The organism is Streptomyces sp. NPDC002490 (genome assembly GCF_040296045.1).
GTDB lineage: Bacteria > Actinomycetota > Actinomycetes > Streptomycetales > Streptomycetaceae > Streptomyces.
Map to the genome: position 1 here is coordinate 14,300 of NZ_JBEOWM010000055.1, position 23,151 is coordinate 37,450.

Consider the following 23,151-nt stretch of genomic DNA (forward strand, 5'->3'; position numbering starts at 1 on the left):
GTGCACGCGCCGGCCGAACTCCTCGCCGAGCCCGGGCACACGAAGGCGCCGCGCCGGCCGGCCGGGACCTGGCCGACGTGCTCGTGCCGTCCCGAGCGGTCGGGGACCTGGAGCGGCCGGTCGGGCCTGCGGGCCGACCCCCGCGCCCGCAACGGCCGCTCCTCCCCCTTGTCCATGAGATAGAGAGGCTTTTCGATGAAGGCACTGGTGCTGTCGGGCGGTACGGGCATCGGACTGCGGCCCCTCACCCACTCCCTGCCCCGACAACTGATCCCGCTCCAGGGCAAGCCGCTGGTGTCCCACGTCCTCGACGGCGTTCGGGACCTGGGCGTACGCGAGGTCGGCATCGTCGTCGGGGACGGGGGCGAGCAGATCGAGCAAGCGCTCGGCGACGGCTCCCGGTCGGGCCTCGCCCTCACGTACTTCCGTCAGGCCGGGCCCCGCGGCTTCGGCCACGCCCTCTCGCTGGCGCGCGGCTTCCTCGGGAACGAGGACTTCGTGGTGTGCCGCGGCGACACCCTCGTCACCGGAGGCTTCGCCGACCAGGCCGCCGTGTTCGCCGCAGTGCGCCCCGCCGCTGGCGTCGTCGTTCCGGAGGCGTCCCCGGACTTCGGGATCGTCCACGTCTTCACCCACGCCGTCCACGAGGCGGTGGCCGCCTTGGCAGGGGACCGACCCGGCGGCGCGGCGACACCGGCCTGTGCCGTCCAGTGGCTCCGCGCACGCGGAGGCGACGTGCGGACGGAGACGTACGCCGGGTACTGGCGGCAGATCACGACCCCTGACGACGTGCTGGCAGCCCACCGCACCATGCTCGACGCACTGACCCCGTCGATCGACGGCGACGTCGACGCGCAGAGCCGGATCACGGGTCAGGTCGTCATCGAGCCCGGCGCCAAGATCGTGCGGTCCTGGATCGAGGGGCCCGCGGTCATCGCCGCGGGCACGGTGGTGGAGGAGTCCCACATAGGCCCGTACGCCACGATCGGCAGGCACTCCTCGGTGCGGGGCACGCACATCGACGACTCGCTCCTCCTCGAAGGCGCCACGGTCTGGCCCGTGGGCCGTCTCCACGGTTCTCTGATCGGCCGATTCGCGCACATCAGCGCGGCCGGCCGGGACGGAACCCCCCGCCGGTCCCTCGTCGTGGGCGACCACACCCGGGTCGAGGTGGCGGAGTGACCGGGACCGGGACCGAGCGGCGCGCGACGGTGCTCGGCGGCACCGGCTTCCTCGGCAGGCACCTGCGGGCCGGGTTCCGGTCCGCAGGGTTCCACGTGGTGTGCGTCTCCAGGGCCTTGCCCGATCCCTCGCCCCCCACCCGGGTGCCGGACGAGAGCTTCGTCGCGTTCGACCTGCTGGCCGCGAGCCCCAGGGAGCTGCACGCCCTCCTCGCCGACACCGACGCGGACGTCGTGGTCAACGCCGCCGGCGCCGTCTGGGGAGTGACGGAGCAGCACATGCACCGCGCCAACACCGGGCTGGTGACCGCACTGGTCGCCGCGCTGCACGGGACGCCTCGTGGTCCGCGACTGATCCAGCTCGGCAGCGTGCACGAGTACGGAGCGGGCACCCACGGGGCCGGGTTCGCCGAGGACGGCACCGAGGCTCCCGTCACCCCCTACGGACGTTCGAAACTCGCCGCGTCGCGGAGCGTCCTCGACGCGGCGCGCGCCGGCGCACTCGACGGTGTCGTGCTGCGCATGGCCAACGTCATCGGCCCCGGTGCACCGGCCGGCAGCCTCCTCGGCGACGTCGCGGCACACCTGGAGCGGTACGTCGACGCCCCCACGGCCACCGACGCCGAGCTGCTCCTCCCTCCGTTGCGTGCGGAGCGGGACTTCGTCGACGTGCGCGACGTCGTCGACGCCGTGCTGGCCGCCGCCCGTGCGCCCCGCGGGGAGGTGTCGGGCCGTGCCGTCAACATCGGCAGTGGGCGTGCGGTGCGAACCGGAGAGGTGGTCGAGCGGCTGCTCGCGCTGAGCGGCCTACCGGTCCGACTCGTCGAACGCGCGGCCGACGGCGTTGCTCCGGGCGCCGCAGTGGACTGCCAGAAGCTGGACGTCTCCCTTGCCCGGCGGCTCCTCGGCTGGGAGCCCCGCCGGGGCCTGGACGCCTCGCTGTCGGGGTTGCTGTCCAGCCTCTCCCTCGCGTCGACGCCGCCCGTGACGTCGTCCGAGTGACATCCCTCGAACGAACGAAGCCGATCCTCGCCACCGCCGGAATCCACCACGGAGAACCCGATGCGCGTCCTGTTCGCAGTCTTCCCAGCCGTCGCCCATGTGCACCCGATCGTTCCCCTGGCCTGGGCCTTGCAGAACGCGGGCCACGACGTCCGGGTCGCCATCCACCCCGACGCCGTCGACCTCGTCACGGAGGCGGGTCTCGCGGCAGTGCCGCTCGGGGCCCGCCACAAACTCGCCGGAGTCGTCGAGTTCAACTCCAACCTGGACCGGCTCGACTCGCTCGACGACACCCTCTCGCTGGACACCGAGGACGACGGCGCCCGCTGGGAGACCCAGTGGCAGGTGATGTGCAACACCCTCCTGGTCTACCTGCCGCTCCTGCCCGACTTGGTGGACTTCGTCCAGGACTGGAAGCCCGACCTGGTCGTCTGGGACCCGTTCTGCGTCCCCGCGGCCGTCGCCGCCCGGGTCGGCGGCGCCGCACAGGCCCGCTTCCTGTGGGGGCGGGACAACATCGGCTGGCTGCGGGCCAAGTCCGCGGAACAGCTCACGGCCCGCGGCGGGGGGCCGGCCGACGACCCGCTGGTGCCCCTGATGAGCAACATGCTGGTGCCCTACGGCCTGGAGTTCGAAGAGGAACTCCTCACCGGCCAGTGGACCATCGACCCGATGCCCCGGGGCATGCGGCTTCCCCTCGACCTGCCGTACACCTCCGTGCGCCGCGTGCCCTACAACGGAACCGCGGCTCTGCCCGCCTGGGTCCACCAGCGATCCGCCTGCCCCCGGGTGGTCCTGACCCTCGGCATCGGCGGCCGCGGTCGGCAGCTCTTCCGGCAGAGCGGCGTCTCGTTCCCGGAGGTGGTCGAGGCGGTCGCCGGGCTCGACGTGGAGCTGGTCGCCACGGTCGGCGCCGCGGAGCGGGAGGCCGTCGGTACGGCACCGGACAACGTCCGGCTGATCGACTACGTGCCCCTCAACCACCTACTGCCGACCTGCTCGGCGATCATCCACCACGGCGGCGGCGGCACCTTCGCAGCGGCCGTGGCGCACCAGGTGCCGCAGCTGGTCACGCCGATGCCCTTCTGGGGAGAGGCGGCCACCGCCCGGTACGTCGCCGACAACGGCGCGGGGCTGGTCATCGACAGCGCCCGGTTCACCCCGGACGCGCTGCGCGAGTCCCTCACCCGGCTCCTGGAGGACGACTCCTTCCGGGACGGCGCGGCCGTGCTGCACCAGGAGATGCAGGAGGCGCCCGCTCCGGGCGACCTGGTGCCGGTGCTGGAGGAACTGACCACCCGTCACCGCCGCTGAGCCGCAGGGGCTCTCCGTCGGTCAGGACGCACGGCCACGAAGTCGATGCCCGACCGACTCACCCGGTGGACGAGGTGGCTGACCGGAGTCCGCGCGAAGAGGCGCAGCACAGCACAGCACGAGGACGAACGACGACGTCGGAACAGTGGAGGAAACAGCGATGTCACCACAGAAGACAGGCACTCTGCTCAGCGCGGCGGAGGACGTCGCCGCCCTGGCGGCCGACCAGGCGGCCCGCGCGGACGAGACGCGCCGACTCGACCCGGACGTCATGAAGGCCGTGCTCGGCGCCGGCTTCGCCCGGCACTTCGTCCCCGTCGGGCACGGCGGCACGGCGGGCACCTTCGCCGAGCTCACCGAAGCCCTGATCACGGTGGGAAGGGCATGTGCCGCCTCGTCCTGGAGCGCCTCGATCGTCGCGTACCTCGGCCGGATGGTGGGCTTCCTGCCCGCCGAGGGGCGTGCGGAGGTGTGGCAGGACGGCCCGGACGCCGTCGTGGTCGGCTCGCTCGCGCCGCTGGGCCGGGCCAAGGCGGTGCCGGGAGGCTGGCGACTCTCCGGCACGTGGCCCTCCATCAGCGTCATCGACTTCTCCGATTGGGCGCTGGTGCGTGCGGTGGTCCCGGAAGGCGAGGGCCAGGCGCTGCGCGTCTTCGTGATCCCGCGAACCGCCTACGAGATCCAGGACACCTGGTCCAACGTCGGCATGCGCGCGACGGGCAGCAACACACTCGTCGCCGACCACGTGTTCGTCCCCGACGCGCGGACCTTCGAAGGCGACGACCTCTTCCAGGGGCGTGCGCGCAGTTCCTCGGCCGCCTGCCATACCGTCCCGCTCCAGGCCGTCAACGGTCTCTCCTTCGCCGCCCCCGCGCTGGGCGCCGCGCGCGGGGCGCTCGCCGTCTGGTCGGACTACGCCGTGGCCAAGTTCCGCAGCGCCCCCAGGGAGCCGGGCGGTCCGGGGATCAGCCGCGGCTTCTACGCGTCCACGCTGGCACGTGCGGCAGGGGAGATCGACACGGCGCACCTGCTGATCGACAGGGCCGGCCGGATCGCCGACCGGGGTGCGCGCGCGACACCGCTGGAGGTGGCCCGCAACACGCGTGACTGCGCCCTGGCGGTCGAGACTTCGGTGACGGCGGTGAACCGGATGTTCGGCGCGGCGGGTACCAGCGGTCACTCCGCGACGGGCTCGCTCCAGCGCTTCTGGCGGGACGTCAATGCCTCGGCCACCCACATCGGCTTGCAGTTCGAGCCCGCCGCCACCGCCTACGCGTCGGCCCTCTCGGCTCACGCGGCCGACCCGAAGTAGAGCGATCGGGCGGAAGGAGGGCGAGTGCACGGGTCGAGGCGCAGGCCACGACGGGGAGGGGGACGGAGTGCTCGGCAGCGTTCGACCGCCGAACGGCGCCCCGGTGAGAGGGATGTGGCGATCCCGCGTCCGTCGAACCGTTCCCGGAGTAGCGAGTTTCGGTGCGCAACGCGGTACGACCAGCGTAAAGGAGTCAGGGACGGTCCGTGAGTGTACGAGATGACCCTGGGGAAGGTCGGGAGCGGATCCCCTCTTTCTCAGGGCCTCCTGATGAAGTTTGCGCGCTCCGAGGAGCGTTCGAGTATCGCGCAATGGGAGAGGAGCGGACCGGTGGGTACGGGGGCCGTATGACGTTCGGCGCCAAAGAATCCGTCTCCTGATATCGGCAAGCGGTCAGGTGAACACGGCTTGATCTGTACGGTAGTTGTGACTGAACGGAAGTACCCCGTGCGATATGCTGCGCAAACAGATCCTGACGGCATGAAATAAAAGTCGGTGTCGAGCGGGGGCATGGTGGTGCTTGCCCGTGGGACACGACCGGCGTGCCGGTTCCATATTCTCCCGGATCAACGGTGGTGTGCAGTGCCCACCGAACCTTCTGCATTCAATTGGAGTACCTTCATGTCCGCAGAAACTCGTTCCACGGACGAAGCCCCCGCAGGCTCCCGGGTGCGGCATCGGCTCATCGCCCTGGCCGTCGCGGGGATAGCAGCCGCGGCAACGTGGTTGATCGGCAACGCGGTCGGTGCCGAACTCACCGTCAATCAGAACGGCGTCACGGAAATCACTCTCGTGGGAGCTCTCGTCAGCACCCTCATGGCCGGCCTCGCCGGATGGGGACTGCTCGCCCTCCTCGAACGCTTCACGGCACGTGCCCGGAAGGCCTGGACGTACTGTGCAAGCGCGGTTCTGCTGTTGTCCCTGTTGCCCACCGTCTTCGCCGATGCCACCACCGGCACCCGTCTGACGCTGACGGCGATGCACCTGGTGGTGGGTGCGGTTCTCATCCCGGCCTACCGTCGGTCCGCGCGGAGCTGAGAAAGTCCTTCGCGGCGGTCCGGGGGGACCGGGCACGCCAACGGGGCCTGTTTCCGGCGTGAGGACCATCGACATCCACAACATGCGAGAACCAGGCCCCGTTTGGTGTGCGTCTTGGATCGGTCACCTTACGGTGAGCGCGCCGAGAGGCTTGATGAGCTCCATATGAGTATGTGCGGTCACCGCAAGGGCGTCGGTGACGCAGACACGGGATCGGACAATCGGTCGCAGCCCGGTCTCACTGGCTTCCGATGCGGAATCCGACGCCACGTACGGTCACGATCCATTCGCTGGAACCGAGTTTGCTGCGCAGGCTGCTGACATGGGTGTCGATGGTCCGCCCGCGCAGCGGCGTGAAGTCACCCCACACTTGAGCCGTCAGTTGCTGCCGGGAAATGACCGTTCTAGGCCAGGATGCAAGGAGGTGGAGAAGATCGAATTCCTTACGGGTCACTTCGATCAGTCTTCCGTCGAGTCGTATCTCCCGGGAGTTCACGTCGATCCGCAAGGGGCCGTGTTCGATCACCTGCTCCAGGGGCCACTGCGGCTGGGTCCTGCGCATGACCGCGTCCATGCGAGCCATCAGCTCACGGAAGCCGTACGGCTTGGTCAGGCAATCGTCGGCGCCGGCCTGCAAGGCCAGCACTCGGTCGAGTTCGGACTCCCGGGCGGTGACGGCGATGATCGGAGTCTGACCGTATGCCCGGATGCTGCGACAGACCTCAAGTCCATCCAGGTCCGGCAGGTCCAGGTCGAACAGAACGAGGTCGGCGTTCTGGTGCACCTGCAGTGCCCGGGCCCCGGTGGTGGCGCTCTCCACACGGTGACCATGTCGTCGCAGCCCTTGCACGAGTTCGTTCATCCCGCTCTCCTCGCTCCCGACGACGAGGATTACCAGAACTCCCTGTTGCGCAGTCGGCTGTGAGCCAGGAGCGCGGAAGGGCCGCGTCGGTGAATCAACGTGTGGACGTTTCGGCTTCCTGTGCCGCATGGTGTCCACCGAAAACTGACCCACTTGCTCCCCCTTGGCGTGAATTACCGTCTTTGTGTGAGAGGTCACTACAGAAAGAGTGCTCTACGGAGTGCCGTGCGGATGTTACGGCTCCTGGGCCCGTGGTGGTGATTGCAGAGGCCGGATCGCGAGGTTCTTCCATGGCCGGGAGGCGGAGAGCGTCTTCCTTTTCGTGTATTCCGGTTCGAAATTCCCCTGAAGCATGGGTCCTCAAATGATCGAAATGGCGAGAAAGGTGCCTCTGTTAGTGGGGCCTATGGAGTGCGTGGCTCATGATTCTTGCTGCTGTTTGAGCGTAACAATCGCTTCCCGTGAGGGCAAGGGAGGCGTTTTGTGTGGTACGGGGTGTTGTTGCACACGTTGGCAGTGGGCGACGGCTCTCCCGGGGGTGCTGTCCGTTGAGCTGAATTGTTGTTGATTCGGTCTCGTGGGGCGGCGTGCGAGCGAATTGTGGGGAAGTCCGGGACGGCTGGTCGGGCATGCGGGAAACCGTACGGTTGCCTGTGGTGTCCCTGTCAATAGCGGGCGCCGTGGCCGATGGTGGTCGCTTCCGCATGCAAGCCGCCTGCCGGACCTGGGGCAACTGGCCGGCAGGCAGGACGCTTCTCAAGCCGTACGGGGCTGCCGGGCGCCGGCCTTCCGCTCTCCGGGTGGGCCTGCGGTCGAGCAGAACCTGGAGGTGGTCCGCCTCCGGCGCGCGGAAACATCACGGGCTTCCCCGGCCGAACTGGTGGGGGTGGGGAGCGCAGAGACCCGCTTCGGCGAAGTGGTCAGGGGCGAACGTGGTCGGTCCGGGCCCGCAAGACTGAAAGCCGGGCGGGAATACGCCACGGGGGCCGCGGAATCTTTCCGCGGTACCGTCGGCCTCGCATGGTCACCGGGTGTTTCAGGGCTCCACATGGCAGATTCTTCCTCGACAGGTGAACCGGACGGACGTCGGGCCGGTGGGCCGGGCCGTCTTTCCGTCCGTCCATCTGAGAGAGGTGAAGCCTCTGTGGAACACCGTTTCAGACCCCCGCCCCGGTCGGACATGCAAGCTCGATGATCGGTATGGATTCAACACGAAACCAGGTGTGGTGGCAACCCTGGATGATGAAGGTGCCACGGTTTGCCGGGTAGGGCCCCGTCGGCTGGCGGGTGGTCTCCCCCGAACCTACAGATCGCTTGGCGGGCAGTTTGTGGGCCGGGCCGATGAGCGCGTCGCATCGTAAAGGTCATCCGGCGCGCCGCACTCCCGATAAGCGAAGTGCTGCATTTTGCTCATGGGGGAGTTCCGAAGGTTCTGTGGGATTCCTTCTCGTGCACCACCTTCATCTCGTGATGAGTTGACCGGGGTCGAACCTGAGAAATGCATGATCTCAGGAGAGTTCGCGCCAGAACTCGGCAGAGGTACAGAGGACGGTGTGCTGATGGTCAACTCTCGGTGAACTGCTTGCCCCCACGTGCACGGTCGAAGAAGCTGTGAAGCAGTCTCCGCCGAAGCAACCGCTCCGGCACCAGTCCGTTCCGGCGGTACCGACGCGACCCGGGCGCCGCGTCGACGCACACCGGTCTCCGGTTCGAACCCGCCGACCGTGCCCGCGCCCTGCGGGCGACCGGCACGGCGACCCGTGGGACCGGACGGAGGCGACCCGCCCCTGCTTCGACGGCGACGTCCGGGTGCGCACCTCCGTCGCCGCCCTCCTCATCCCCACGCGTCACGACAACGACCAGGAACCGCATCGGGCCCGTCCGTGCCGGCCCGTTTTCACGTGTTCATTTCCCACAGGGAGCAGTTCTCATGAGTCTGTCCAGGACATCGACCGGCCGTCGCCGGCGTGCCGGTACCTCCGCCGCCGTAGTGGCGGTGCTGCTGGGCACCGCCGTCGGTACCGGAGGCGGCACCGCCGCCGCGGGGACCTCCTCCCCGGACCGGGCGGAGAGCGCGGAGGCCGCACGGGGCGGGGACAACCTCGTCCTCCAGTGGAACCAGGTGACGTACGACGCCATAGTGAAGAAGGCCACGGAGACCAACGGCCTGAAGCGCCCGCCGCTCGGCAGCCGCGTGCTCGCCGTCGTCCACACCTGCGTCTACGACGCATGGGCGGCGTACGACGCGCGGGCGGTCGGGACCCAGCTGGGCGACGACCTGCGGCAGCCGTACTACAAGCGCACGCTCGCCAACCGGAAGACCGCGATCAACTACGCGGCGTACGACGCGCTGAACTACCTCTTCCCCGAATTCAAGAGCGACTTCGATGCCAAGTTGCGAGCCCTCGGGCAGGACCCGGCCCATACGTCGCGGAACACCAGGACCGCCGCCGGGGTGGCGCACACGGCCTGCGACGCGGTGATCGCCGACCGTAGAACGGACGGCTCCAACCAGGAGAACGAGTACGCCGACACCACGGGCTACACCCCGCTCAACCCGGCCCAGGACGTGTCCGCGCTGGACAAGTCGACCGTGGTGGACCCGGTGCGCTGGACCCCGCTCAGGATCGACGGGTTCGTCCCGCCGTTCGCCACCCCGCAATGGGGCGAGGTCAAGCCTTTCGCGATCAAGGACCCGGTGGCCTTCCTGCCGCCCCCGCCGCCCGCTTACGGGAGCAAGAAGCTCAAGGCGGACATCAAGACGCTGATGGACTACAACGCCAACCTGACCGATCGCCAGAAGGTGATCTCGGAGTACTGGCTCGAGAACAGCGAGACGCCCGCCGGCCACCAGAACAAGTGGGCCCAATACATCTCTCGCCGCGACCAGAACACCCTCAGTGAGGACGTGAAGATGTTCTTCACGCTCAACCTGGCCATGGCCGACGCCGGCATCGTGGCCTGGAAGACCAAGGTGCACTACGACTACGCCCGCCCGACGACGGTGATCCGCTACGACAAGTCGGGCAAGCAGGTGCGTGGATACGCCGGTCGCGGCAAGGGCACGCAGACGATCGCCGGTGAGACCTGGTTCCCGTACGTCACGACGCCTCCGTTCGCTGCGTACGTCTCCGGACACGCGGTGTGGGGCAGCACGGCGGCCGAGTCGCTGAAGCTGTGGACCGGCAGCGACAAGTTCGGTGACTCCCACACCACCAAGGCCGGTTCGTCCGTCTACGAGCCCGGTGTGACCCCCGCCTCGGACGTGACCCTCACGTGGGAGACGCTGAGCGAGGCCGCGACCCAGGACGGCCTCTCCCGCGTCTACGGCGGCGGACACTGGACGTTCGACATCGACGAGGGCGAGAAGGTCGGCCGGAACGTGGCCAAGGCCGCCTTCTCGGTGGCCGTGAAGTACATCAACGGTACCGCCTGAAGCCGGGTGTTCCGCTGATCTCCTCAGGAGGGGGACCACGCGCGCGGGAGAGTTCCTGCCGGGTGGTCCCGCGGCGGCCGGGGACGCCTCCGTCGTCGGGCCGGTACGGAGTGGGGCGAGGAGTGCACACGGGGCGGCGGGGCCGTCATGATGGCCGCATGCACAAGCCCGAAGCGCACGAGATGCCCCTCCACAAGGTCTTCAGCAGTGACTACGACTTCCGGATCCCGGACTGCCAACGGCCGTACGCCTGGTAGGAGGAGCAGGCGGTCCAGTTGCTCACCGACCTCGCGGAGGCGCTGGAGCGGGGAGCCGTCCTTCCTCATCGACGGCCAGCAGCGTCTGATGACCGGGCGAACCGCCCGCCCGCGGGGACGGACGGCTCGGGCGTTCACCGGAGCGGTCGGCTCACCGCGCCGCGCGGCCCCGGGGGCGCAGCAGAACGGGCAGGGTGAGGACGTCGTTGCCGATGAACGACGACTGGGGGGCCGGAGCGGTCCCCCCGTCCGCGAGCACGACGTCCGGGAACCGGGCGAAGAGGGCGGGCAGGGCGACGGCGGCCTCCAGCCGGGCGAGCGGGGCGCCGAGACAGTAGTGGATGCCGTACCCGAAGGCCAGGTGGTCCCTGTCCACGCGGTCGATCTCGAAGTCGTGCGCGGCGTCATGGCACGACGGGTCCCGGCCGTGCGCCCCGAACCCGATGAGGATGGCCTCCCCGGCCGCTATGGTCAGGCCCTCGCCGAGGTCGATGTCGCGGAGCGCGAAGCGCAGCGGAAGGTGGACGACCGGCGGATGGAGCCGCAGGGTCTCCTCGATGGCATCGGCCCAGCGGGCGGGCTCGGCCAGGATCGCGTCCAGCTGCTGGCGGTGGGTGAGAAGCGCCCGGACGGCGTTCCCGATCAGTGCGATCGTGGTCTGGCTCCCGGCGCCGATCATCAGGATCAGAGTGGAGATCAGCTCCGTCTCGGTGAGCCGGTCCCCCTCGTGGGCGGTGAGCAGCAGACTGGTCATGTCGTCACCGGGCTCCCGTCGCTTCGCCGCCACGAGCCGGCGCATGACGGTGATCAGCCCGTTGGCGACCCGCTCCGACTCCTCCGGGGGGACGCCGGTGGCCAGGACCGTGTCGGCGACGGCGAGCACCTCGGGGCGCTGGTCCTCGGGAACGCCGAAGAGGTCGCAGATCAGACGGGTCGGCACACCGTGCGCGAAGTGCGCCCGCAGATCCACTGCCGCGCCGTCCTCCAGGGCCTCCAGGCCGTCCAGGAGGTCGGTGACGATGGACTCGATCGAGGGCCGCAGCGACTGCATGCGCCGCGGTGTGAACGCGGGACCGATCAGCCTCCGCAACCGGGTGTGCTCGGCCCCCTCCGAGGTGGCCATGGAGTGGACGTCGATCCAGGGGGAGAGCCAGGGGACGGCGCCCGGCCGGTAGCCGGTCCAGGCGCCACGGGCGTTCCTGGTGACATCCGGATGGGTGACCAGCCGCCTGACGACGTCGCCGCGCGTGACGGACCAGGCGATGACGTTCTGGGGCAGCCGGACCCGCACGGCGGGCCCGGCCGCGCGGAGTTCCTCGATCTGCTCGTACAGCCGGTCACCTCCGTCGCTGTCGAGGACCGGGACGGAAACCTCGTGGCTGGTGGTCATGGGACACCTCCGGTCACGCGGGACGGCCCGTCGGGGAACGGCCACCGGGGTGCGGCCTCTCTCCCGGGCGCCGGGTCGTGCCGGTGCGTGGATGGGTGGACCTCGCGACGACGGCGGGGCATCGGTACCGGGGATTGTGCTGCGCCCATCCGAGCCCGCCTAGAGGAGATTCGGCCTCTTGTCTGACTTCTGAGCCGATTCGGGACGGTCCGGGATGCTGTGCGCGTCCACGGAGGGCGCGGTGCACGGAGAGGGCGCGCCGGGAGCCGCCTTCGGGGAACGCGGGGCGGGCCCCGGGGCACTCGCCGACGACGTACGGAGCACGCCGTCGCCCGCCGGGATCGGGCGGACGCCTACGGTCACGTCCTCCAGTGGTTCCCGTGGCAGTCTGAACGCCTCCCGCACGGAGCTCAACGCCTCCCGCACGGAGTTCAGGGACGCAGGCACCTCTCCCGCCGCACTCGACCTGCCCCACGCTCCGCGGGTGTCCGTCTCACCGGTCACGGCCGGAAGCCCGCCGCGCTGAGCGGCGGGTTCCCGTGCTCCCGCGGCGCGTCAAGCGCCGCGCTCGGCCGGGGCGATCCCCGTGCGGCCCCTCCGGCGGGTGTCGTGGTACCCGGTCGGTGCCGGGTCAGGCGGAGCGGGACGCGATGTGCTCGCGGACGGTCGTGATCACGGCGGCTGCGTGGTCGTTGAGGTAGAAGTGCCCGCCGGGGAACGTGTGCAGGGCGAACTCCGCCGAAGTGTGCTCGGCCCAACCGTGGGCCTCCTCGACGCTCGCCACCGGGTCGGCGTCGCCGAGCAGCGCCAGCACGGGGCAGGGCAGGGCGGGGCCGGGGCGGTAGCGGTAGGTCTCCACGGCCTCGTAGTCGGCACGGATCACCGGGAGCAGCAGGGCCCGCAGTTCGGGGTCCTCGAAGGCACGCGGGTCGGTGCCGCCGAGCCGGGCCATCTCGGACACGATCCCCCGGTCGTCGCGGCGGTGCACGTTCTCGTCGCGGTGGCTGGTGGGGGAGCGGCGGCCGGAGACGATGACGGAGAGCGGCGGGGCGCCTTCGTCGGCGAGTCGGCGCGCGGCCTCGAAGGCGACCAGGGCGCCCATGCTGTGTCCGAAGAGGGTCAGCGGACGGTCGGCCCAGGGGCGCATCGCCTCGGTGGCGCGGTGGGCCAACTCCTCGACGGAGCGCACCACGGGCTCCGTCCTGCGGTCCTGACGACCCGGGTACTGGACGGCGAGCACCTCGATGTCGGGCTTCAGCGCCGCGGACACCGGGTGGAAGAAGGTGGCGGCGCCGCCCGCGTGCGGGAAACAGACGAGCCGGGTCCTGGCGTCCTCGGACGGGTGGAAGCGCTGGATCCACGCGCTCTTCTCCTGAACGCTGCTCGTCACGTGGGTTCCCCTTACGGATGGGTGGAGGGCCAAAGCGGGCGGGCGCCCGCGGTGGAAGCCTCTCAACGGGGCCCGCCCCGGGCCAACCCCTAGCAGGGGTGCCTAGGGGCCGGCGGGAGCGGGGGAGAGCAGGGGAAGGAAAGAGGGTCCCCACCGACCCGGGGGAGGGCGGTGGGGACCCGGTCGGATGCCCTCGGGGGATTTGGGGCATCCGGCCTTCGGGGTGGCTCTGCCCGGTGGCCCCGGGGGGTCGGGCCACCGGGCTGTCGCTAGGCGGCCGAGGTGGCCGCCTCCACCGGACGGGACATCGTGGCGCGCCAGGTCGGTACCAGGGTCGCCGCGAAGGCGATCACGACGGCGCCGGCCACGACCGTGAAGTAGATCCACAGCGGCACCGAGGGGACCACGTCGTCCAACTTGGCCATGCTGTAGGGGAAGATGGTGATGGTGGCTGCGACGGTGCCGAGGAACACTCCGACGATCGCGGTGAGCGCGCTCTCCAGCCCCATCATCACCATGACCTGCTTCCTGGTGAATCCGGTGAGCTGCTGGAGCCCGAACTCCCTGCGCCGGCGCCCGGTGGCCGCGATCAGGGTGTTGATCACGGAGATCGCGGTGTATCCGACGATCAGCCCCACCACCATGTAGTTGATGGTGGCCAACTGCTGCTGGCCCCCGGTGCGTGCAGCGCTCAGTGCCTCGCTGTCCGACACCTCGACGCCCGGCTGGTCCTTGACCAGCGCGATCACCGCGGCGGTCACCTCGTCGGGGTCGGCGCCCGCCGCGTGGCGCACCAGGATCTGCTTCGCCACTCCGTCGGTGGTGTGCGTGACCAGCAGCGGGGCGGGCAGCAGCAGCGCCGTCGCATCGCCCTTCGGGTGGTAGGTCGCCACCACCGTCACCTTGACCGGGGTGCCGTCGCCGAGCCTGAGGGTGATGCTGTCACCGACCTTGCGGCCCAGGGCCTCGGCGCGTTCGACGGGCAGGACGACGCTGTTGCCGCGCAGGTCGGCCAACGAGCCGGTGGCGGCGGGCACCGCGAGGTTGGCCACGTCGTCGATGCCCTGGAGCGGCCAGCCGTCGCCGGTCTGGTCGGCGTCCTCGGGGCTCTGCACGAAGCCGGTGCTGGTCACGTAGGAGGAAGCGGCGTCGACGCCCGGCGCCTGCCGCACCCGGTCGAGGGTGCCGGGGGCGAGCCCGCCGACCTCGGAGGTCACCACGTTGTCCGCGTGCAGGACCCCGTTGCGGGAGGTCCGGTGGGAGGCGTCCTCGATCTGCTGCATGTACAGGGTGCCGGTGGCGACACCGGTCAACAGGACGATCGGAGTGACGGTCGAGGCCATCCGGATGGTGTGGGCACGGGAGTTGAGCACCGCCATGTGTCCGGTGAGGCCGGCCAACAGACGCATCGGGCCCTGGAGCAGCCAGACGATCGCCTTGGTGAAGCCGGGGGCGAGCAGCGCCAGCCCGATGGCCCACATGATGCAGGCGGGGCCCGCGGTGCTGGCCGTCAGGTCGCCCTTCATCATGGTCACGGTCATGACGGCCATGGCGACGCCACCGGTGAGGAAGAGCACCGACAGCACGATCCGGACGCGGGTGAGCCAGCCGCCCTCCTGGGCGCTGCTGGCCAGGGCGTCGGTGGCCCGGGTCTCGGCGACCTTGCGGGCGGTGAGGTAGGCGGCGCCGACCGCCGCCACCAGCGAGGCCACGACGGCCACGACCGCGGGGATCAGGCTCTGCCGGAACTCGATGGCCCCCGAGATGATGCCGGCGTCGACCAACTGGTCGAAGAGGAGTTCGCTGAGCAACGCCCCCGGCAGACAGCCCAGGACCGCGGCCAGCACGGCCACGACCAGGGTCTCCCCGAGGATCATGAGGCGCAGTTGGGCGGGGGTGGTGCCGATCGCCTTCAACAGGGCCATCTCGCGCTGCCGCTGCTGCACGGTCAGGCCCAGCGTCGAGGACGCCCCGAACATGGCGACCAGGACCGCCCAGCCGCCGAAGATCGCGGAGAGCATGACGAGGTTCTTCTGGCTGGCGGCGGCCTGCGGGAACTCGGCGAGCCCCCGTTCGTCGCCCGTCAGCGTGACGGCACCGCCGTCGAGGACCTTGTCGATCCGCTCGCGCAGTTCGGCGGTGTCGGTGCCCGGCTCGGGCAGCACCCCGATCGCGTCCACGGCACCGCCGTCGAACGCCCTGGCCTGGACGTCGCTGAAGAACACCGCGGGCTGGGACGCCGCACGCCCGCCGGACTGCTCGACGACGCCGGTGAGCCGGAACTCCTCGCCGCGGCCGGCGACGACGATCCGCACCCGCTCGCCGACGCGGGCACCGGCCCGCTCGGCGAGACCGCTGTCGAGCACCACCTCGCCCGTCGCGGTGGGCCGCTCCCCCGAGGAGAGGGTGTAGGGCGCGAGCCGGGCGGACTCCCAGGCGTGACCGAGCGGGCGGTGCTCGTCGCCGGTGGCGCTGTCCGGCAGGTCCGTGACCGGACGGCCGTCGCGCACGACGGCCACCGGGAAGGACGCGTCGGCGACCGCCCGCTCCACCCCGGGCACGTTCTCGACCGTGCGCACCTGCGCCTGGTCGAGCCGCACCCGCTCGGCGAGCGTGGAGCCGTCGTACTTCTGGTCACCCGTCACCACGATGGGCGCGGCGGCGAACCGCTGTGCCGGCACCGCTTCGCGGACGCCGCTCTCCATGAGCCCCCCGCAGGCCATGATGAGGGCCGAGCCGAAGAACAGGGCGACGAAGGTGGCCACGAATCCGCCGAGGCGGAACCGTAGCGTCTGCATGGCCAGGGACAACATCAGTACGTGCCTCCGGCCGCGGTGGTCTGCTGGCCGTACGCGCCGCGTGACTCGTCACCCCACGCGCCGAGACGGGTCATCCGCTCGGCGACCGCCTCGGCCGTCGGGTTGTAGAAGTCCCCCACGAACCGGCCGTCGGCGAGGAACACCACCCGGTCCGCGTAGGACGCGGCCACCGGGTCGTGCGTCACCATCACGATGGTCTGCCGCAGTGCCCGCACCGACTCCTGCATCAGCAGCAGCACCTCGCGGGCCGTGCGCGTGTCGAGCGCGCCGGTCGGCTCGTCGGCGAAGACCACCGCGGGCCCCGTCACCAGGGCGCGGGCGATCGCCACGCGCTGCTGCTGACCGCCGGAGAGCTCGGCGGGGCGGTTGTTCCTGCGGTTACCGAGCCCCACCCGCTCGATGACCTCCGCCACCCGCCGGCGGTCGGGACGGCGCCCGGCCAACTTCAGCGGCAGGGTCACGTTCTGCACCACGGAGAGGGCGGGCAGCAGGTTGAACGCCTGGAAGATGAAGCCGATGCGCTCGCGCCGCATCTTGGTCAGCGTGGTCTCGTCGTACTGGCTCAGGTCCTCGCCGTCGAGGAGGACGGTGCCCGAGGTCGGCCGGTCGAGCCCCGCCGCGCAGTGCAGGAAGGTGCTCTTGCCCGAACCCGAGGGACCCATCACGGCGGTGAAGCTGCCGCGCTGGAAACTCAGGCTGACGCCGTCGAGGGCCGTCACCGAGTTGGCGCCCTGGCCGTACACCTTGCGAACGGTGTCGAGCCGTACTGTGTCGTCTACAGCGGTGCTGGTGTCCATCCAAACTCCCTGAACCCGTCGCGTGGGAGACGCGATCACGTGGTCCACGCTACGGACGGGCAGAGGCCGGGCCGATGGGTCTTCTTCCACACCTGGGGTAGAGAAATCCCTACCCCCGACCTGGGGCAATCCCCACCGCCCGACCGGGCTCCGCATGCGATCCTTCACCAGGACGTGGGACCGGGCCAGGTCATGGGCCGGACCACCCGGAGCGGCCGGCACCTCCCCACCGCGCGCGGCACGCGCACGCGGGGGCGGGCGCGGTCGGGGGAAGAGCAGGAGGGCGGGGCAGTTGGACGAGGTTGGGGCCGCACGGTCACCGAAACGGCGCGGGATCACGGAGCGGCTGCGCTGGTGCACCCGGGGACTGCTGGTCGCCGTGCTCTCCCAGGCGGGGAGCGTCGTGCTGTTGGCCGTCACGATCACCACCTTCGCCACCATGGTCATCGGCGTCGGCTTCCTCATCCTGCCGGTCGTCATGGTCGCCGTGCGCGGTCTCGCCAACTTCCACCGGCGCACCGCGCTGGAGTGGTCGGGCGAAGCCATCGACACCCCCTACCGGGACACCGCCGGGGACGGCGCCTACGACACCGCGGGCACCTTCGCCCAGTGCCGTCGACTGCTGGCCGACCCCGCCACCTGGCGGGACGTCCTGTGGATGCTGCTCGACAGCGTCGTGGGCCTCGTCCTCGGGCTGCTGCCCGCGGCCCTCGTCGCCTACGGCCTCAACGGCATCCTCGTCACCCCCCTGCTGTGGGAGAGCATGGGCCCGCACTGGGGCTTCGGCGCGACCTGGTTCATCACCGACCAGGGCGACGCCAACCTCGCCATCCCCCAGGGCTTCCTCCTCGTCCTGCTCGGCCTGCTGATCGCGCCGCCACTGGGCCGGTTGCACCTGCGCTTCAACCGGGCGCTGCTCGCCCCCACCCGCAACGCCCGACTCACCCTGCGCGTGGAACACCTCACCGAGACCAGGTCGGACGCGGTGGAGTCGCAGGCCGCCGAACTGCGCCGGATCGAACGGGACCTGCACGACGGGGCGCAGGCCCGCCTCGTGTCGCTCGGCATGAAACTCGGCCTCGCCGACACCCAACTGGAGAGCAACCCCGCCCTGGTGCGCCAACTCCTCGCCGACGCCATGGAGTCCAGCAGCCAGGCACTGACCGAACTGCGCGACCTGGTGCGCGGCATCCACCCCCCGGTACTCGCCGAGCGCGGACTCGACGGGGCGGTCCGGGCGCTCGCCATGGCCCTGGCCATCCCCGTCGACGTCCACATCGACCTGCCCCGGCGGCCTCAGGCACCCATCGAGTCCGCGGCCTACTTCGTGATCGCGGAAGCCCTCGCCAACGTCACCAAGCACAGCGGCGCTAACTGCGCCAGCATCCGGCTCTGGCACGCCGACGGCACCCTCCGCGCCCAGGTCGGTGACAACGGACGCGGCGGCGCCCGGGCCGAGGGCGGCAGCGGCCTGCGAGGGCTCCAGCGCCGTCTGGCCGCCTTCGACGGAAGAATCGACATCAGCAGCCCGGTGGGCGGGCCGACCCTAGTGACGATGGAGCTCCCGTGCGCGTGGTGATCGCCGAAGACCTGGCACTCCTGCGGGAGGGGCTCGTCCAACTCCTCACCGCACACGACTTCGAGGTCGTCGAGGCGGTGGACAACGGGCCCGCGATGCTGCGCGCCCTGCTCGCCCACCGGCCCGACGTGGCCATCGTCGACGTGCGACTGCCCCCCACCTTCACGGACGAGGGACTCCAGGCCGCCGTCCAGGCCCGCGCCCAGGTGCCGGGACTGCCCATCCTGGTGCTGTCCCAACACGTCGAGCAGATGTACGCCCGCGAGCTGCTGTCCGACCAGAACGGCGGCGTCGGCTACCTGCTCAAGGACCGGGTCTTCGACGTGCGCCGCTTCGTCGACATGGTCAGGCAGGTGGCCTCCGGCGGCACCGTGATGGACCCCAAGGTCGTCTCCGAGCTGATGACCAGGCACGACACCGTGAACAGCCCGGTGCATAGCCTCACCGAACGGGAACGCGAAGCCCTCGGACTGATGGCCGAGGGACGTTCCAACGCCGCCATCGCCGCCCGGATGTTCGTCTCCGAGAAGGCGGTCAGCAAACACACCAACAACATCTTCTCGAAGCTGGGCCTCACCGCCTCAGGGGACGACAACCGCAGGGTCCTGGCGGTGCTCGCCTATCTGAACGCCGAGACCCGGCACCCGCCGGCGAAGTAGGAGCGGAGCACTCCATGAGCCATGCCTTAACGGCGTCCCACCAGCAGCACCCCAGAGCCGGCCGAAAACAGTGGACGGGACTCGCCGTCCTCACCGTCGTGGTCCTGCTGGTCTCGCTCGACATGCAGGTCCTGTCCTACGCGCTGCCCTTCATCAGCGCCGAGCTGGAACCGAGCAGCGCGCAACTCCTCTGGATCGTCAACATCTACCCCTTCGTCCTCGCCGGGCTGCTGCTGACGATGGGGGCGCTCGGCGACCGGATCGGCCGCAAACGCCTGCTCATGGGCGGCGCCGTCGTCTTCGGCGCCGCCTCCCTGATGGCGAGCTTCGCCTCCAGCCCCACGATGCTGATCGCGGCCCGCGCCCTGCTCGGCCTCGGCGGCGCCACACTGATGCCCTCCACCCTCTCCCTCATCCGCACCATGTTCCGCGACGACGGACAGCGCAGGATCGCCATCGCCGTGTGGACCGGCGCGTTCGCCGCCGGCGCCCTGCTCGGCCCGCTCCTCGGCGGCGTGCTCCTCGAACACTTCCGCTGGGGCTCGGTCTTCCTGGTCAACCTGCCCGTCATCGCGCTGCTCCTGGTCCTCGGGTCACTGCTGCTGCCGGAGTCCAGAGCGACCGACCCCGCCCGGTTCGACCTGTTCAGCGCCGCCCTCTCCCTGGCCGCGGTCCTGCCCGCCGTCTACGGCATCCAACGGATCGCCGAGGACGGCGCCAGCCCCGCACCGATCGCCTCGCTGGTCGCGGGCCTCACCGTCGGCTGGTACTTCCTCCGGCGACAACGCACCCTCAGCGAACCCCTCCTCGACGTCCGGCTCTTCCACGACCGCGCGTTCAGCGCCGCCGTCGCGACCAGCGTGCTGGCCGTCTTCTCCCTGGTCGGCTCGGGCCTCTTCACCGCCCAGTACCTCCAGATGGTCCTCGGGTTCGGCCCGTTGCAGGCCGGGCTGTGGGCCCTGCCCGCCGCGGGCGCCGCCCTGCTGAGTTCCGGGCTCGCCCCCGTGCTGGTGCGGTTCGTACGCCCCGGAACGGTGGTCTCCTGCGGCCTGGTGGTCGCCGCCCTCGGATACCTGGTGCTCGCCCGGATGCACGTCGAGTCCGGAGTCGCGACGCTCGTGACCGGCACCGTCGTCATGGCGGCCGGCATCACCCTCGTCATGACCGTCACCTCCGACCTGGTGATCGCCACCGCCCCGCCGGACCGTGCCGGTTCCGTCTCCGGACTCTCCCAGACCGCCACCGAGTTCGGCGGTGCCTTCGGCGTCGCCATCCTCGGCAGCGTCGGCACCGCCGTGTACCGCGCCGACCTGACCGACCGGGTGCCGCAGGGACTGCCGCCGTCCGCGGTGCGGTCCGCGAAGGACACCCTCGGCGGCGCGGTGGAGGCGGCCGACCGGCTGCCCGGAGCCACCGGGGCCGAACTCCTCACCGTCGCGCGGGAGGCGTTCGCCGCCGGCCTGCGTGCCGCCTCCTGGACCGCGGCCGGCCTGCTGCTCCTCATGGCCGCGGTCTCGCTGGTCCTGCTGCGGCACGCCCGGGGAGCCGACGCGGACGCCGCCGGACCCGAGCCCGACCCGCCGGCCGCTCGCCGCGGGTCCGCCACCGAGCCCGCCGGCACGGGTGCCGCGGCGGACGTGGACGAGGACACCCCGACGGTACCGGGACCGGCCTGAGCCCACCCACGCGCCGTAGAACGCCGGAACCGGCCGCCGCCACGAGGCGAGCGGCCGGTTCCGGCGTTCTACGGGTGCCGGGCCGGCGGCGTCAGTCGGCGTCCAACTCGCCGTCCAGGATGTCGAACAGCTCGTCGGCGGAGACCGACTCCAGCTCCGCCCGGTCGTCCGCGACGGTGCGCACGCCGGCCGACCCGGCCAGCTCGCCCCACTGCGCCGTCAAGGCCCGCAGCCGGGCGGCGACCCGGGTGTGCACCGCCTCGTCGGGCGCCGTCCTCCGCATCGCCGCCTCCAGACCCGCGAGTTCGGCCTCCAGCGCGTCCAGCGGCGAGACCTCGACCTCGTCCCCGACCAGTTCGTCCCGCAGGTGACGGGCCGCGGCCAGCGGGGTCGGGTGGTCGTAGATCAGCGTGGACGGCAACCGCAACCCGCTCGCCCCGCCCAACCTGTTGCGCAGTTCGAGCGCGGTCAGGGAGTCGAAACCCAGCTCCACGAACCCGCGCCCCGGATCCACGTCCTGGGCCCGGGCATGGCCCAACACCGCCGCCGTGTGCTCGCGCACCAGGCCCAGCAGGGTGCGCACCTGCTCCTCGGACGTCCTACCCGCCAACGACCCCACGAGTTCGGCGCTCCGGTCCCCGCCGTCCGCACCCCCGTCGACTCCCTCCGCCGCGGCCCTGCGGACGGGCTGGCCGAGCAACGAGCGCAGCATCGCCGGCACCCCGTCGCCGCCCGACCCGGTCCCGGCCCGGACGACGTCGAGCGCCATGGGGAGGACCACCGCACGGCCCCGGCCACCCCCGGCGAGTGCCGCGTCGAACCGGGCCAGGCCCTCGTCCTCCCGCAGCGCCCGCATCCCGGAGCGGCCCATCCGCCGCGCATCGACCTCGGAGAGCTGGTCACCCATCCCGGTGCCCGCGCTCCACAGGCCCCAGGCCAGCGAGAGCCCGGCCGCGCCCCGGGCCCGCCGGTGCTGGGCGAGGGCGTCCAGGAAGGCGTTGGCCGCGGCGTAGTTGGACTGCCCGGCGGCACCGAGGGTGCCTGCCGCCGACGAGAACACCACGAACGCGGCCAGGTCCGCGTCCGCCGTCAACCGGTGCAGGTTCAGCACCGCGTCGACCTTGGGACGGAACACGGTCTCGAACCGCTCGGGCGTCTGCGAGGCCAAGGTCGCGTCGTCGAGCACCCCCGCGGCGTGGACGACGGCGGTGAGCGGGTGCGCCGGGGAGATCCTGCCGAGGGCGTCCTTCAGTTCGCCCTCGTCGGCCGTGTCGCAGGCCACGACCTCGACGTCGGCACCCGACTCGGCGAGCTGCGAGACGAGTTCGTCGATCCCCTCGGCCGCCGGACCGCGCCGGCTGAGCAGCAGCAGATGCCGTACGCCGTGCTCCGTGACGAGGTGACGTGCGAGCACCCGGCCGAGGCCGCCCGTCCCACCGGTGACCACCACGGTCCCTTCGGGATCGAGCCCCACCCGCCCGGACCCCGGGCCGGTGTCGTCGGCGCCGTCGTCGGCGGACGTGACCCGCACGAGCCGCGGGGCCAGCGCGGTGCCCTCCCGAAGGGCGACCTCGGGTTCCCCACCCGTCACCTCCGCGGCGGAGGCCAGCGACCGCCAGGACTCCGGAGCACCGTCCACGTCGACCAGCGCCACCCGGCCGGGGTGCTCCTCGCGCACGGACCGCACGAGCCCCCACACCGCGGAGCCCGCGAGGTCGAGCACGTCCTCGACCCCGGCTTCGGTGCGGGCGGCGGAAACGGCCCGTCGGGTGACGACCACGATGCGCGCACGGGCGAACCGCTGGTCCGCGAGCCAGCGCTGGAGGAGCGACAACACCCGTCCGGTCGCCGTCCGCACCGCCGAGGCCGTCCCCGCGGACACGGGGCCCCGGGCGCTGCCCGCCGGAGCCTCCTCGGCACACCGGTCGTCGTGCAGCACGACGACCTCCGGTATGTCGGCCGGTAGCTGGGACTCGATGTCCAGCACCCAGGAGTCCACCGTGGTGTGCGCGCCGGAAGGCCGCACGGTGAGGACCTCCCCGGCCGCCGCGCCCACCGGAGCGAGCGGCACGGGCGTCCAGTCGACACCGAACAGCGGTCGCGGCCCGGCCTCGGGGTGCGGAAGCTGGTCGGCTGTGACGGCGCGCAGCACGAGCGACTCGACGGACACCACGGTCTCGCCCCGTGCGTCCGCGGCGAGGACGGACAGCGTGTTGTCGCCGGTACGGGTGAGCCGCACCCGAAGCCGTGTCGCCCCGGTCGCGTGCAGGGTCACGCCCCGCCACGCGAAGGGCAACAGCATGTCCCCTCGGTCGCCGTCGCTTTCGAAGTCCCCGAGGTCCGAGGCGTGGAGTGCGGCGTCGAGGAGGGCGGGGTGGATGGTGAAGGTGTGGGTGTGGGGGTGGGCTTCGGGTGGGAGGGTGATTTCGGCGTAGGTGT

At 71.2% G+C, this 23,151-nt stretch carries 15 protein-coding genes; 9 read left to right on the forward strand and 6 right to left on the reverse strand.

Features of this window, described 5'->3' with window-relative positions; translation table 11 throughout:
* Positions 1–195 precede the first annotated feature (195 nt).
* The 5 genes from ABT092_RS26465 to ABT092_RS26485 all read left to right on the forward strand — a co-directional run bounded on the left by ABT092_RS26465 (position 196) and on the right by ABT092_RS26485 (position 5,847).
* Positions 196–1,182 carry a sugar phosphate nucleotidyltransferase gene (locus ABT092_RS26465; RefSeq protein WP_351248131.1) on the forward strand — a complete coding sequence of 329 codons (987 nt, stop codon included), beginning with the start codon at positions 196–198 and terminating at the stop codon, positions 1,180–1,182.
* Positions 1,179–2,183 (forward strand): NAD-dependent epimerase/dehydratase family protein, encoded by a 1,005-nt coding sequence (locus ABT092_RS26470; protein ID WP_351248133.1) that lies wholly within the window; start codon positions 1,179–1,181, stop codon positions 2,181–2,183. The genes ABT092_RS26465 and ABT092_RS26470 overlap by 4 nt, the downstream gene beginning before the upstream one ends.
* A gap of 60 nt (positions 2,184–2,243) precedes the next feature.
* Entirely contained in the window at positions 2,244–3,497 is a 1,254-nt protein-coding gene (locus ABT092_RS26475) for a nucleotide disphospho-sugar-binding domain-containing protein (RefSeq protein ID WP_351248135.1), read from the forward strand.
* Positions 3,498–3,657: 160 nt separating this feature from the next.
* On the forward strand, positions 3,658–4,809 hold the full coding sequence (locus ABT092_RS26480) for an acyl-CoA dehydrogenase family protein (RefSeq protein WP_351248137.1): 1,152 nt from the start codon (positions 3,658–3,660) through the stop codon (positions 4,807–4,809).
* Positions 4,810–5,430: 621 nt separating this feature from the next.
* The gene (locus ABT092_RS26485) at positions 5,431–5,847 is read left to right on the forward strand and encodes a DUF6069 family protein (protein WP_351248139.1); all 417 of its coding nucleotides are present in this window, start codon (positions 5,431–5,433) and stop codon (positions 5,845–5,847) included.
* A gap of 238 nt (positions 5,848–6,085) precedes the next feature.
* Here the strand turns inward: ABT092_RS26485 and ABT092_RS26490 are convergent, their stop codons facing one another.
* A complete protein-coding gene (locus ABT092_RS26490; RefSeq protein WP_351248159.1) occupies positions 6,086–6,838 on the reverse strand; it encodes a response regulator transcription factor in 753 nt (250 codons plus the stop codon).
* Positions 6,839–8,639: 1,801 nt separating this feature from the next.
* Between ABT092_RS26490 and ABT092_RS26495 the strand changes: the two genes are divergently transcribed.
* Positions 8,640–10,145, forward strand: a complete 1,506-nt coding sequence (locus ABT092_RS26495) for a vanadium-dependent haloperoxidase (protein WP_351248141.1) — start codon at positions 8,640–8,642, stop codon at positions 10,143–10,145.
* A gap of 408 nt (positions 10,146–10,553) precedes the next feature.
* Here the strand turns inward: ABT092_RS26495 and ABT092_RS26500 are convergent, their stop codons facing one another.
* The 4 genes from ABT092_RS26500 to ABT092_RS26515 form a co-directional block, all read right to left on the reverse strand.
* Positions 10,554–11,792 carry a cytochrome P450 family protein gene (locus ABT092_RS26500; protein WP_351248143.1) on the reverse strand — a complete coding sequence of 413 codons (1,239 nt, stop codon included), beginning with the start codon at positions 11,790–11,792 and terminating at the stop codon, positions 10,554–10,556.
* 631 nt (positions 11,793–12,423) lie between these two features.
* On the reverse strand, positions 12,424–13,182 hold the full coding sequence (locus ABT092_RS26505; RefSeq protein ID WP_351248145.1) for a thioesterase II family protein: 759 nt from the start codon (positions 13,180–13,182) through the stop codon (positions 12,424–12,426).
* Between the two features lie 269 nt (positions 13,183–13,451).
* Entirely contained in the window at positions 13,452–15,995 is a 2,544-nt protein-coding gene (locus ABT092_RS26510) for an FtsX-like permease family protein (protein WP_351248147.1), read from the reverse strand.
* Positions 15,995–16,798, reverse strand: a complete 804-nt coding sequence (locus ABT092_RS26515; protein ID WP_351248149.1) for an ABC transporter ATP-binding protein — start codon at positions 16,796–16,798, stop codon at positions 15,995–15,997. The genes ABT092_RS26510 and ABT092_RS26515 overlap by 1 nt, the downstream gene beginning before the upstream one ends.
* Before the next feature lie 292 nt (positions 16,799–17,090).
* Here ABT092_RS26515 and ABT092_RS26520 point away from each other — a divergent pair, with 292 nt between their 5' ends.
* From ABT092_RS26520 to ABT092_RS26530, 3 genes are read left to right on the forward strand one after another with little or no spacing between them, the layout of a single operon-like run.
* Entirely contained in the window at positions 17,091–18,377 is a 1,287-nt protein-coding gene (locus ABT092_RS26520; RefSeq protein WP_351248151.1) for a sensor histidine kinase, read from the forward strand.
* Positions 18,365–19,036, forward strand: a complete 672-nt coding sequence (locus tag ABT092_RS26525) for a response regulator transcription factor (protein WP_351248153.1) — start codon at positions 18,365–18,367, stop codon at positions 19,034–19,036. The genes ABT092_RS26520 and ABT092_RS26525 overlap by 13 nt, the downstream gene beginning before the upstream one ends.
* Positions 19,037–19,050: 14 nt before the next feature.
* Positions 19,051–20,712 (forward strand): MFS transporter, encoded by a 1,662-nt coding sequence (locus ABT092_RS26530; protein ID WP_351248155.1) that lies wholly within the window; start codon positions 19,051–19,053, stop codon positions 20,710–20,712.
* A gap of 91 nt (positions 20,713–20,803) precedes the next feature.
* Here the strand turns inward: ABT092_RS26530 and ABT092_RS26535 are convergent.
* A partial coding sequence (locus tag ABT092_RS26535; RefSeq protein WP_351248157.1) for an SDR family NAD(P)-dependent oxidoreductase occupies positions 20,804–23,151 on the reverse strand: 2,348 nt, incomplete at its 5' end.

Bases quoted from the DNA above. Each gene is read 5' to 3' on its own strand.
- ABT092_RS26465 (WP_351248131.1), top strand. From the start codon at position 196: ATGAAGGCACTGGTGCTGTCGGGCGGTACGGGCATCGGACTGCGGCCC.
- ABT092_RS26475 (WP_351248135.1), top strand. From the start codon at position 2,244: ATGCGCGTCCTGTTCGCAGTCTTCCCAGCCGTCGCCCATGTGCACCCG.
- ABT092_RS26480 (WP_351248137.1), top strand. From the start codon at position 3,658: ATGTCACCACAGAAGACAGGCACTCTGCTCAGCGCGGCGGAGGACGTC.
- ABT092_RS26485 (WP_351248139.1), top strand. From the start codon at position 5,431: ATGTCCGCAGAAACTCGTTCCACGGACGAAGCCCCCGCAGGCTCCCGG.
- ABT092_RS26490 (WP_351248159.1), bottom strand. From the start codon at position 6,838: ATGCGGCACAGGAAGCCGAAACGTCCACACGTTGATTCACCGACGCGG.
- ABT092_RS26495 (WP_351248141.1), top strand. From the start codon at position 8,640: ATGAGTCTGTCCAGGACATCGACCGGCCGTCGCCGGCGTGCCGGTACC.
- ABT092_RS26500 (WP_351248143.1), bottom strand. From the start codon at position 11,792: ATGACCACCAGCCACGAGGTTTCCGTCCCGGTCCTCGACAGCGACGGA.
- ABT092_RS26510 (WP_351248147.1), bottom strand. From the start codon at position 15,995: ATGTTGTCCCTGGCCATGCAGACGCTACGGTTCCGCCTCGGCGGATTC.
- ABT092_RS26515 (WP_351248149.1), bottom strand. From the start codon at position 16,798: ATGGACACCAGCACCGCTGTAGACGACACAGTACGGCTCGACACCGTT.
- ABT092_RS26530 (WP_351248155.1), top strand. From the start codon at position 19,051: ATGAGCCATGCCTTAACGGCGTCCCACCAGCAGCACCCCAGAGCCGGC.